Raw genomic sequence first — 12,024 nt, 5'->3', positions numbered from 1 at the left:
AGGCCAGGATGCACCCGAAAGTCAAGTCGCTGCTCGACCTCGTGCCCGACCAGGTGGCGATGACGCACCGGTTCGTGGCGTGTGTGGACGACAGCGACTACAACTTCGGCAGCTGGTCGCGGGTCAGCGGGCTCGAGATCGGCTGGGAGCAGGTCCGTTACCGGCCCGGCGAGCAGTCGACCGCCGAGGTGTTCGGCGGCGCCCTGCGGTACCAGCCGGTCAAGCTCGCCAGGGCGGCGTGCGCGGACTCGGCGGCGGTGAAGGCATGGCTCACGAAGACGGCCGCCGGCCGGACACCGCTGTCCGGCGCGATCCACATGGTCGACTACCTCGGCATGCCGATCATCACCTGGGAGCTCAAGCAGTTCTTCCCGATCTCCTGGTCCATCACCGGCTTCGACTCGGCGTCCGCGCAGACCGCCGTCGAGGAGCTGGCGCTCGCACACTCCGGTTTCCTCGACGACGAGCGGAGGACGTCGTGATCCCGGCGAGCCCGGTCCAGACCGCGTTCGCCGCCCCGGTGGCGCTCGGCTCCGCGATCCCCAAGCGTTCCAGCGGGATGTTCGTGCCGCAGTACGGCATGACCATGTGGTTCAGCGTCAGCGTCGGTATCGGCGCTCCCGGCGAGAACCTCGGGCTGTGGTCGGCCTGCAACGGTCTCGGGGTGCAGTTCGCGGCCGAGACCCTGAAGGTGGGCGGGACCTACGACCGCCCGACGGTCCTGCCCGGCTCGGTGTCCTACGGGAACATCACCCTCGAGCGGGCCATGACCTCCGTGGACTCGAAGAAGGTCCAGGAGTGGCTGCGGCACGTGACCGAGGCGTGGGTCAACGCGCCCGAGGGCGGTGCCCCGAAGGGGCCCACCGGCGGCGGCGACCGGTTCCACCCCGGCACGGCCGCGAAGATCGAGCTGTACCACCGTCTCGACGAGCCGGCGGTCGCGTCGTGGCGACTGCGCGACGTCGTACCCGTGTCGTGGTCGGCGCCGCCGCTCACCACGTCGAGCGGCGGTGTCGCGATCGAGAAGCTCGTCCTCGCGCACGGCGGCTTCCTCGACACCGACGGCGGCGGCTCGTCGACGGTCGCCGGTCGCGGCAAGTTCGTGCTGTCCGGGCCAGGCGGGTCGATCCACTTCCAGTACAACCCGGACTCGGTGACGGTGAGCCGCGGCTGCTCGATGAATCTGCTCGGCCAGCAGAGCCGCGACGAGTACGAGTACGAGATGGGGATGCCCGGCGACTGGACCATCGCCTACCACGGTCTCGTCGTCGAAGGCGCAGAGACGGTGCGCACGACCACCGACCTCCTGCGGCGCTGGATCGTGCCCGACCCGGCCCGCGCGACGGCGCCCACACCGCTGGACGTCCGGCTCGGCGACGGCAGCAACACGTTGCTGAGCCGCCACGTCGCGCTCACCAACGTGGGCCTCACCTTCACCCGCTTCACCCGGATGGGCACGCCGAGCAGGGCGAGCGTCGACCTGAGCTTCGTGGCCCTGCAACCGCAGCGCGGGGCGCAGCCCCGCACGGGCGGCGACGGCAGGCCCCGGGATCCGCTCGTCAGCAGGCAGGGCACATGACCGCGGCAACGGGCAGGCCGGTTCCGGCGGTCTCCGTCGGTGCCACCGGGACACCGCTCCCCGCCCACCTCGCCCAGCGCATCGCGCGGATCGTCGTGGACAGCCACCGCCACCTCCCCGACATGCTGGAGATCACCTTCCACGACCGGGACGGCACGATCCTCGACGAGGCGGGCATCCGACTCGGGACGGTGCTGACCGTGAGCGCGGCCCGTGCGCAGGACCCCACGCCGCACACGTTGCTGGTGTGCGAGGTCACCGCGATCGAGGGCGTGTACGCGGAGTCCAACCACACGGTGGTGCGCGGCTACTCCGCCGACCACCGGCTGATGCGGGCCCGCCGGTCCGCGACGTTCCTCAACGCCACCGACAGCGACATCGCCCGCCGCGTCGCCACCGGGGCGGGACTGCGGCCGGAGACCGTGGACCCGACGCCGACGCACCACGAGCAGGTCGCACAGGTGAACCAGACCGACTGGGAGTTCCTCCGGTCCCGCGCCACCGAGACCGGGTTCGACTTCGGGGTGCGGGACGGGCGGTTCTTCCTCGACACCGGCGGCGCCCCCGCCCCGCCAGTGCCGTTGCGCTGTCCCCACGAGCTGCGCACGTTCCTGCCGAGGGTCACGGCGGGCAACCTCGCCGCCGAGGCGGAGGTGCGGGTGTGGGACCCGATCGCGGGCAAGGTCGTGAGCGCCACGACACCCACCGCGGCGCGGTCGGTCGACCTGCCCGACACCACCGCGGCGTCGGCCGCGCGACCGTTCGCCGCGCAGCGGCAGACGCCATCGGCGTCCTCGCCGCACGGACCGGAGCCCGTGCCGGGGCACGTCGTCACCGAACGGCCCGTCGCCAACGGCGCCGCGATCCACGCGAGCGCGGCACACACCGCCGGGCGGGTCGCCGAGCACTGGGGCGACACGTTCGCCGAGGCGGAGGGTGAGGCCAAAGGCGACCCCCGGCTGCGCGCAGGCACCGTCGTCGAGGTGTCCGGGGTGCCGAAGGTGTTCTGCGGGCGGTGGACCCTCACCCGGGCCCGGCACGTGTTCGACCAGTCCGACTACTACACGCAGATCGAGGTCAGCGGGCGCCACGACCGTTCGATCATCGGGCTGGTGACGGGTACCCGGCACGGCGAACGCGGCCGGTTCCCCGGGCTCGTGTGCGGTGTCGTCAGCAACATCGCCGACCCGCTCGGCAAGGGCCGGGTCAAGGTCGACGTGCCGTTGCTGGCGCCGGGTTTCCAGACCGACTGGGCGCCGGTCGCGCAGTTCGGCGCCGGTGCCCGTGGTGGCGCGCTGTTCGGGCACGAGGTCGGCGACGAGGTGCTCGTCGGGTTCGAGTGCGCGGACCCGCGCAGGCCCTACGTGCTGGGCGGGCTCGTCAACGACGACAGCGGGTACACCCTCGGCGGCCCAGCCGTGCGGGGCGGCAAGACCGGCACCGCCCTGGTGCGCCGCGGCTTCGTCAGCCCGTCGGGCAACCGGCTGACCTTCCACGACGACCAGGGCGCGCCCAGGGCCGCCGAGATCGTCCTCGGCACCGCGAAGGGCGACGTCGCCCTGGTGATCGACCAGGTGGCGGGCACCATCACGGTTCGCTGCGACCCGGAGAACGGCGCGGGGGCGGTCGTCGTGGAGTGCGGTGCGGGTGGCTCCGTCGACGTCCGGGCAGGCGCGGGTGGCTCGGTCACGGTCGACGGCGGCAGCAGGCTCGACCTGTCCGCACAGACCGTGCGGATCGCGGCCACCGGCGAGGTCGCGATCAGCGGCAAGCAGATCAAGCTCAACTAGGAGGCGGCGTGTCGATCGACTCGGTGTCCGGCGACCAGGTCGGGACCGGCTGGCACTTCCCGCTGCGGACCGGGCCGAGCGGCCGGTTCGCGACCGCGGGTGGCACGGACAAGCTCGAGCAGGCCATGCGGCTCGTGCTGACCACCTACCCCGGGGAACGCCCCGCGCGGCCGGACTTCGGCTCACGGCTGCGCGACTTCGTGTTCCGGCCGGTCACGCTCGACACCGTCGCCGAGGTGTCCTACGAGGTGCGCGAGGCGCTGTGGCGGTGGGAGCCGAGGGTGGTGGTCGAGGACGTGCACACGAGCCCGGACCCCGGCCACGGCGGTCTGCTGCACATCACCGTCACCTACACCGTCCGCGCGACGAACGACCGGCGCAACCTCGTCTTCCCCTTCTACACCAACCCCGACGGCATCCAGGAGTAGCGATGGCACTGCCGGCACCGGATCTCGACGACCGCGGCTACGACGACCTCGTCGACGACGCGCTGCGGCTCGTCCGGCTGCGTTGCCCGGAATGGACGGACCACAACCCGTCCGACCCCGGCATCACGTTGATCGAGACGTTCGCCTACCTGACCGACGCCCTGCTGGACCGGCTGAACCGGGTGCCCGACCGCCTGCACCTGAAGTTCCTCGACCTCATCGGGCTGCGGCTGCGGCCGCCCACCCCGGCGCGCACACCGCTCACGTTCTGGTTCTCCAGCCCCGCCACCGCGTCGTTGACGGTGCCCGCGGGCACCCAGGCGGGGACGGTCCGGGGGGAGGGCGTCGAGCCGGTCGTGTTCAGCACCACCGAGGACGCCACCGCGCCGCCCTGCGCGGTAGCGGGTCTGCGCACCCGCGCGGACGGGGAGAGCGCCGTCGTCGAGGGCCCCATCCCGGTGTTCTCCGGCCCGCCCGCGGTCGGCGACGAGCTGCTCGTCGGCCTCGTCGACCCGGCCCCGGGGTGCGCGGTGCGGTTCGACGTCGTCGCGCACGTCGACGGACTGGGGGTCGATCCCCGGCACCCGCCGCTGCGCTGGCAGGCGCGGACCGACGACGGCTGGACCGACTGCGAGGTCGAGGAGGACGGGACCGGTGGGCTGAACCGGCCCGGTGCCCTCGTGCTGCACGTGCCTGCCGGGCACCGGCGGACACTCGAGCACGGGACGCTCGCGGCCTGGCTGCGTGCGGTCGTCGTCGCGCCCGCCGATGGACGGCCCGCCTACACCGCGCCCCCGGTCCTGTCGGAGCTCACGGCGTCGACCGTCGGTGTCACAGCGCCCGCCGTGCACGCGGAGATCGTGGACCACGAGGAACTCGGCACCGCCGACGGTTCGGCGGGTCGCGCCCTGCGGCTCGGGTCCGCACCCGTGCTCGGCGACCTCGGGGACGCGGCCGACCTCGGCGGCGGTGTCGTGGTGGAGACGTCGTCGGAGGACGGCTGGCAGGAGTGGCAGCAGGTCGACGACTTCGCGGGCAGCGGACCCGGCGACCGGCACTTCGCGCTCGACGCGGTGCTCGGCGAGGTGCGCTTCGGGCCGGTGCTGCGCCTCGCGGACGGCACCGTGGCCCAGCACGGCGCCGTGCCACCGCGCGGCGCCGCCATCCGCGTCCGCCGCTACGCCACCGGCGGCGGTACCCGCGGCAACGTCGCCGCGGGCACGGTCACCGCCCTGCGCTCGTCGGTGCCGTTCGTGTCGGCGGTGGAGAACCGCCGCTCCGCGCAGGGCGGCACGGACGCGGAGACGGTCGACGAGGCACGCGACCGCGCCCCCGTGCTGCTGCGCACCCGCGACCGCGCGGTGACCGCGGAGGACTACGAGGCGCTCGCCATCAGGGCGGTACCCGGTCTCGCGCGGGTGCGGTGCGCACCGTCCGGTGTGGACGGCACGCCCGCGGGCACGGTCAAGGTGCTCGTGGTCCCCGCGGCGGCCGAGGTGGACGGCAAGGTCCGCTTCGCCGATCTGGTGCCCGACGAACGGACGCTGCGTGCGGTGGCCGAACGGCTCGACGCGGTGCGCACCGTCGGCACCAGGGTGCTGGTCGAACCGCCCCGCTACCGCGGGCTGACGGTCGTCGCCCGGCTGGTGGCCCGGCCGCGGACCGACCCGGCGGCGGTGGAGAACGCGGCGGTGTCCGCGCTGTACCGGATGTTCAGTCCGCTGCCGGGCGGCGGACCGGACGGGGCGGGCTGGCCGTTCGGCCGGGCCGTGCGCACCGGCGACGTCTACGCGCTGCTGCACCGGGTGCGCGGGGTCGAGTACGTGGAGGACGTGCGCCTGTTCAGCGCGAACCCGGTGTCCGGGGAACGCGGCGGCGAGCAACCGAGCATCGAGGTGTCGCGGCACAGCCTCGTGTTCTCGTTCGACCACCAGGTGCGGGTGGAAACGGAGGAACGATGATCGTCTGCACCGACTGCGGCCACCGCAACGGCGACCGCGACAGCTTCTGCGGGTCGTGCGGCCGGTTCCTGGAATGGACCGGGGAGCGGATCGCAGCACCCGCGGCACCCGAGCCCGTCGCGGCCGTCGCGACGCCGCCGCGGCGGAACGTGCTGCAGCGGGTCTTCGACGCCATGGTGCGGTCGGACCCGCCACCGGACCCGGCCGCGAAGCCGGCCGCCGCGGTGACACCGGCCGGCGCACCGGCTCCGCCCGGGGCGCCCCCGCCGCCACCACCGCCGCCGAGCAGAGCGGCTCCCCCACCACCGCCACCGCCTCCACCACCGCCCGGTGGAGCGGCTCCCCCACCCCCACCACCACCGCCCCCACCTCCCGGTGGCCCGGCAGTAGCGGGACCACCACCGCCACCACCTGCTCCACCACCGCCCGGTGGCCCGGTTGCACCGCCACCACCGCCGCCACCGGGCCCGGAGCCCGCGGCCCGGGTGGCCGCGCTGGTCGTGCCCGTCACCGCGGTCGAGGAGGAGCTGCCGCCGCAGCCGGAGGCACCGAAGGTCCCCGTGGTGGCCCGGGCCGCGCCGACGCGGAAGCTGCGCCCTGGCGAGAAGGTGTGCGGCGAGTGCGGCGAGGGCAACCAGCCGACGCGGAAGTTCTGCGGCCGTTGCGGCCATTCACTCGCCGACGCGGCCGTGGTGCGGGTGCCGTGGTGGCGCCGCGTCTTCCGCCGCAGGGGCCCGAAGGTGCTCGCCGCGGGAAAGCGCCCGGGGAACCTCGCCGTCGCCGGCGCGGGCCGGCGGGTGTGGCGGTTCGCCCGGCGCGGTTTCTGGGTGGTGCTGCTGGTGTTCAGCCTGCTGGCGGGCTTCTACCCGCCGCTGCGCACGACCGTGACCGGGTGGCTCCAGGCGGCCAGGGAGAAGGTGACCGACGCGGCGGAACAGACGCTCGACCCGGTGCGGCCGGTCTCGGTCACCGCGAGCACCGAAACGCCGGACCACCCGGGGAAGGCAGCCATCGACCAGTTCACCGACACCTACTGGGCCGCGCAGTGGACCCCCGGCCAGAGCCCGGTGCTGACCCTCGACCTCGGCAAGCCGACCGCACTCGCCAAGCTGATCGTGACGAGCGGCGCGAAGAACGACTTCGCAGCCCGGCACCGGCCCTCGATCGTGGTCCTGTCGTACTCGAACGAGAAGTCGGACACGGTACTGGTGCGCGACACACCGGAAACACAGGAGTTCACGCTGACCAACGGGCTCGCCGCGGATCAGGTGCGGATCCAGGTGCTCGACGTGTACCCGGCCGAGGGCGCCACCGAGGTCGCGCTGACCGAACTCGAACTGTTCGCCATCGGGTGAGAGGAACCCCGACATGCGTGGTGCCGTACCGGAGATCGCCAACCCGTTCCCCATCACCGCGTTCCTGCCCGCGGTGCTGCAGGAGGACCCGCTGCTGGCGCGCCTGACCGAGGGCCTCGACGACGTGCTGTCGCCCGCGATCGCGGTCCTCGACTGCCTCGACGCCTACCTCGACCCGGCACTGACCCCGCCGGACTTCCTTGGCTGGCTGGGCGGCTGGGTCGGTCTGGACCTGCCAGCCGACCTGCCGGTGGCCCACCGGCGTGCCGCGGTCGCCGCCGCGGCACGCCTGCACCGCCGCCGCGGCACGGTGTCCGGGCTGCGCGACCTGCTGGCCGCGCTCACCGGTGTCGAGGTGACCGTGGCGGACAGCGGCGGCGTCGCCTGGTCCACCACCCCCACCGACGACCAGGCCGCCGAACCGTGGCTGCGGGTCCGCGCGCCGGGCGCCGACCCCGCGCTCGTGACGGCCATCGTCGACGCGGCGAAACCGGCACACGTGCCACACACCGTCGAGACCTGAGCCGGACCACCACGGGACCGCCGGACCCGCGGGTCCGGCGGTACGGCGGGTCCCGCCGTACCGGCTGTCCCGCCGCGCTCAGCGGCGCCCGTGCAACCCCGGTGGCTGGTAGGTGCCCGCCACCACGAGCAGCGGCGCCGACGCGGTCACGTCAGTGCCGGTGACCACCGCCGTGACCCCGCCCGACGGGGTTCTGCCCACCGCGACCAGCGCGGCGGTGAACCGGCCCGTCTGGTCCGCGAGCACCGGACCGGTCGGCAGCGCGCTGCCCGACACCGCCACCTCCCGCCCCGGTGGGAAGTTCACCCCGGTGACGGTGACGACCCGCCCGCCCGCGGACACCCCCGGGTCGAGGACCAGCGCGGGCGTCTCGCCGGTGGCGGTCAACGCGACGACCAGCGAACCGGGGCGATCGGTCGTGGTGATGACGAGCGCGCTCGTGCGCGCACCGCCGCCCCGCGGGGTGGCGACGACCGACACCACGCACCGCTCCCCCGGCGCCAGGCGGCGCCCGGTGCACCCGGTCGCGGTGAAGTCGGCCGCGTGCGGGCCCGGGAACGGCGCGATCCCGGTGATCGTCACCGGCGCCGGGGAGCCGTTGGTCACCGTCACCGCGACCGGTGGGCTCGAGGTCAGCGGGAGCCGCGCGCCGGGGAAGGCGACCGATGACGGAGCAGCGGTGACCGTGCCGAGAGCCGCCGTGACGGACTCGCCGCGCAGCGGCACCCGCACCGGGCCGCTGCTGGTCGTCACGACCAGCGCCGCTGTCCGCGCCCCCGACCCCGTCGCGGTGAACCGCACCGCGACGGCGCACTCGTCGCCGGCGTACAGGGTCGCGCCGGTGCAGGTCTCCTCCGGGTACACGGCGAAGTCCGCGCCGTCGGCGTCCTCGGTGTCGATGTCCACCCCCGACACGCGCAGCGGACCGAACCCGCTGTGGCGCAACGTGATCGACACGGTCCGGCCGGTGCCGTCGGGCAGCGCGCCGAAGTCGGTGCCGGACGCCGCGAGAACCGGGGCGAACGCGCGGGCGTACACGTCTCGTGCCTCGTCCACGTCCGCGGCGGCGAGCCGCGCGGCCGAGTCGAACACCACGGTCGCGCCGTCGGCGGACAGGGCGGCGGGCGGTCCGTCGCCCGAGGGGGCCACGGGTTCGGCGGACAGCGCGGGCAGGCCTGCGTCGGCCCGCTCCCGGTCGGCGACGAGGTCCCGCGCGACCAGATCCGGCGCCCGGTAGGTGAGGTAGCGCCCGTCGGCGGACAGGGCAGGCGTGGTGCCGTCGGCGACCGCACGCCGCCCGTCCTGGCCGTCGACGACCACGCGGCCGTCCCGGACGTAGGCGACCACGCCGCCGTCCCCGGAGACGACCGGAGCCGTCGCGTCCTCGTCCACTTTGGTCATCCGCAGCGGGTGGAGGGTCGCGGAGTACACGGCCGGGATCCGCGTCTGCGCGCGTTGCCCGTTGAGCGACAACAGCTTGCGGCCGGTGAGCGCGGGCAGGCAGTACTCGAAGCACAACGAGCCCGGGAAGACCACCGTGGTGCCGTCCGCCGACACCCTCGCGGGCTCTCCCGTCCCCAGGACGTACGGGACGTCCGGTTCGGCAGGGGTGAGCGGGATCGCGGCGCCCAGTTCGGTGAGGTCACCGTTCTCGTCGCGGCCGAGTTCGGTCACCATGGTCTCCCACAGCCCCGCGTACTCCCTCGTCCAGGCGACCGTGACCGCACCGCCCGCCAGGCTCGGCGCCGTGTCACCCTGGACCTCGCGGCCACCGGCGGGGTCACCGACCCGCAGGCAGTGCATCTCCGAGGGGCCGTCGTCGAGGTCGCAGACCACCACCACCGGGTCACCGGGCCTGCGCAGCTCGTCGGCCGGGGCACCGGACAGGTCACTGGCGGTGGTGTCGAACGCGACGTACCGGCCGTCCGGGGAGAGGGACGGGCGACGGCTCTCCCCGTCGCCGTCCTCGGTGAGCGCGACCGTCCCGCCGTGGCGGTCGCGCAGGTACACCGCCCACCGCCCGGTCCGCGGGGAGACCGCCTCGTAGGCGACGAGGCGCCCGTCCGCCGAGACCGACGGCGCCTGCCCGTCACCGGAACCGGTGACCAGCTCGGCCGTGTCCGGTTGCGCCGCGGCCGCCGCTGTCGCGGCGGTGCACCCGGCCAGGAGAACGAATGCCAGCAACGGCAACGATATCGAGCGCACGGGACCTCCATGACGACAGCGCCGTGTCCGAACGTACGCGGCACGCGGGCGCGTGTCGCCGACCCGGATCGAGGTTGTCCCGATCGGGAAACAGAGCGGGCTCGACGGTGCTCCTTCGGGCAACCGGAGTTGCCCGAGTCCTGGGACGAGCACACCACCCCGGTCCCGCCGGGGTGGCCGACACTGGCCGCCATGACCGTCACCGCACGCCTCTCGCACACCGAGCTCGCCGTGGCCGCGGGCGAGGAGGCGACGACCGACCTCGTCGTCGCCAACCAGGGCGATGTCGTCGACCAGCTCACCGTCGAGGTCCTCGGCGACGCGGCGGGCTGGTGCACCACCGCCACGGATGCCGTGAACCTCATGCCGGGCACCGAGGGCACGGTGACCCTCACCTTCGCGCCGCCCCGCTCCGCCGACGTACCGGCGGGGGGTATCCCGTTCGGGGTGCGGGTCCGGTCGCGGGAGTACCCGGACTCCGCCACCGTCGCCGAGGGCGAGGTGGTGGTCGAGGGCTTCACCGACCTGGTTGCGGAGCTGGTACCGCCTCGTCGCCGGGCGCGACGCCGGGCGCGGTACCGGCTGGCGGTGGAGAACACGGGCAACCGGGCGGAGGCGCTCGAGCTGACCGCGTTCGACACCGAGGGCGACGAGCTGGACCTGCGGCTCACCCCCGCGGAGCTGATCGCCCGGCCCGGCACCGTCACGGTCGTGCGGGTGTCGGCGAAACCACGGCGGCGGATGCTGCGCGGTGAGCCGCGGCAGCATCCGTTCCAGCTGGAACTGTCCAGTGTCGACGACCACCTGCCGGAGCCGGTCCTCATCGACGGGGTCGTGGTCCAGGAACGCCTGCTGCCCAAATGGCTCCTGCCCGCGGCGATCGCCGTCGCGGCGGGCGTGGCCGTGCTGGCCGGGTTCTGGTTCGCCGTGCTCAAGCCGACCGTGCAGTCCGTCGCCGCCGAACAGGTCGCGCCGCAGGTGGAGCAGGCGGCCGCGGCGGCGGAGCAGGCGCAGGACGCGGCCGCCGAGGCCGAGGAGAGCGCGGGCACCGGTGCCGGTGGCGGTGATGCCGACGAGGGCGGCGGCGCGAACGGGGCAGGCGCGGGAGGTGGCGGCGCGGATGACGCGGACGAGGACGGCGCGGCGGGCGAGGAGCCACCGGGCGAGGAGCCGGTGGACTTCCGCATCGCCACGTCCGCGCCCACCGTGACCGACGCGTCCTACCAGCGCTTCACCTTCACCGCACCGGACCGGCGCGCGATGGCCGTCGGCGACCTGGTGCTGCAGAACCCACGTGGCGACAACGGGTTCCTCCGCATCCGCATCGGCGACGACATCGTGCTGGAGACCGGGCTCGCGAACTTCCGCGACCTCGACTACCACTACGTCAACCCGCTGCACGTCGCGGGCGGGCTACCGGTGGTGGTCGAGGTGAACTGCGTGGCGCCGGGTGCCGGTGCCCCGCGCTGCACGCCGTCGGTGTCGTTCTCCGGCACGCTGCTTGGCTGAGACCCGCTCAGATGTAGCCCTCGCGCAGCGCGTACGCCACCGCGTGCGAACGGTTGCGCAGGCAGAACCGGCTCGTGATCCCGTACAGGATGTTCTTGACCGTCCGCGACGAGTAGGACAACGACTCGGCGATCTCGTCGGTGTCCAACCCGTCCGCGACGAGCCGCAGCACGTCGGTCTCCCTCGGCGACAGGCCCGCGACGGTCAGCCCGCGCGGCACGAGCACGTTGTGCTGCAGCCGGGACACCTGCCGCAGCAACCTGCCGAGCACGTCGGACGGCAGCGTGGCCTCGCCCCTGGCCGCCTTGACCACCAACCGGGTCAGGGTGGCCGGGGTGGCCTCGGACCGCGGCACCAGCGCGCAGATGCCGACCTCGATCGCCGACAGCAGCGCGGCGTCGTCGAGCGTGCTGGTGACGAGGACCGCGTTCCTGCCGCCGAGGCGGTTGAGCTCCCGCAGCTGCCGCAGTGTGTCCTCGTCCATGGTGTCGGTGGCGACCACGAGAACCGTGCCGTCACCGACCCGGTCCCGGTCGACGACGTCGAGCTCCACTTCGTGGCGCAGCTGGGATCGCAGGCCGGACCGGGTGATGGCGTCGGTTGCGTGCACGTGGACAGGGATCCGTCCGGACATCGGGTGCCTCCTCGGGCGAGCGCGCACTGTTGCGGACGGA

General features: G+C 74.0%; 10 protein-coding genes. 8 read left to right on the top strand and 2 right to left on the bottom strand.

Annotation, left to right across the window (positions count from 1 at the left end):
- Nucleotides 1-8 precede the first annotated feature (8 nt).
- Genes ACFPCV_RS27555 through ACFPCV_RS27525 form a run of 7 tightly spaced genes read left to right on the top strand, consistent with a single transcriptional unit; the run spans nt 9 to nt 7,636 of the window.
- Nucleotides 9-482 (top strand): phage tail protein, encoded by a 474-nt coding sequence (locus tag ACFPCV_RS27555; protein WP_378059258.1) that lies wholly within the window; start codon nt 9-11, stop codon nt 480-482.
- Nucleotides 479-1,579 (top strand): phage tail protein, encoded by a 1,101-nt coding sequence (locus tag ACFPCV_RS27550; RefSeq protein WP_378059257.1) that lies wholly within the window; start codon nt 479-481, stop codon nt 1,577-1,579. Before ACFPCV_RS27555 ends, ACFPCV_RS27550 begins: the two co-directional genes overlap by 4 nt.
- Nucleotides 1,576-3,369: a VgrG-related protein gene (locus ACFPCV_RS27545; protein WP_378059256.1), complete on the top strand. Its 1,794-nt coding sequence runs from the start codon at nt 1,576-1,578 to the stop codon at nt 3,367-3,369. The genes ACFPCV_RS27550 and ACFPCV_RS27545 overlap by 4 nt, the downstream gene beginning before the upstream one ends.
- Nucleotides 3,370-3,377: 8 nt before the next feature.
- The gene (locus ACFPCV_RS27540) at nt 3,378-3,797 is read left to right on the top strand and encodes a GPW/gp25 family protein (protein ID WP_378059255.1); all 420 of its coding nucleotides are present in this window, start codon (nt 3,378-3,380) and stop codon (nt 3,795-3,797) included.
- A 2-nt stretch (nt 3,798-3,799) separates the two neighbouring features.
- On the top strand, nt 3,800-5,758 hold the full coding sequence (locus tag ACFPCV_RS27535) for a putative baseplate assembly protein (RefSeq protein ID WP_378059254.1): 1,959 nt from the start codon (nt 3,800-3,802) through the stop codon (nt 5,756-5,758).
- A complete protein-coding gene (locus ACFPCV_RS27530; protein ID WP_378059253.1) occupies nt 5,755-7,113 on the top strand; it encodes an NADase-type glycan-binding domain-containing protein in 1,359 nt (452 codons plus the stop codon). Before ACFPCV_RS27535 ends, ACFPCV_RS27530 begins: the two co-directional genes overlap by 4 nt.
- Before the next feature lie 13 nt (nt 7,114-7,126).
- Complete coding sequence (locus ACFPCV_RS27525; protein ID WP_378059252.1) at nt 7,127-7,636, top strand: phage tail protein; 510 nt, start codon at nt 7,127-7,129, stop codon at nt 7,634-7,636.
- Nucleotides 7,637-7,714: 78 nt separating this feature from the next.
- On the opposite strand, the gene ACFPCV_RS27520 is transcribed toward ACFPCV_RS27525, so the two are convergent.
- Entirely contained in the window at nt 7,715-9,841 is a 2,127-nt protein-coding gene (locus ACFPCV_RS27520; protein WP_378059251.1) for a choice-of-anchor D domain-containing protein, read from the bottom strand.
- A gap of 192 nt (nt 9,842-10,033) precedes the next feature.
- Between ACFPCV_RS27520 and ACFPCV_RS27515 the strand changes: the two genes are divergently transcribed.
- Nucleotides 10,034-11,350 (top strand): COG1470 family protein, encoded by a 1,317-nt coding sequence (locus tag ACFPCV_RS27515; RefSeq protein WP_378059250.1) that lies wholly within the window; start codon nt 10,034-10,036, stop codon nt 11,348-11,350.
- A 7-nt stretch (nt 11,351-11,357) separates the two neighbouring features.
- Here ACFPCV_RS27515 and ACFPCV_RS27510 read toward each other — a convergent pair whose 3' ends face one another.
- Nucleotides 11,358-11,984, bottom strand: coding sequence for a helix-turn-helix transcriptional regulator (locus ACFPCV_RS27510; protein WP_378059249.1), 627 nt, complete (start codon nt 11,982-11,984; stop codon nt 11,358-11,360).
- Nucleotides 11,985-12,024: the final 40 nt, after the last annotated feature.

Origin of the sequence: Actinophytocola glycyrrhizae, assembly GCF_042653545.1 — a bacterium.
Lineage (GTDB): Bacteria > Actinomycetota > Actinomycetes > Mycobacteriales > Pseudonocardiaceae > Actinophytocola > Actinophytocola glycyrrhizae.
The sequence above is the reverse complement of the archived record's forward strand: the minus strand, read 5'-3'. Positions and strand labels throughout refer to the sequence as shown.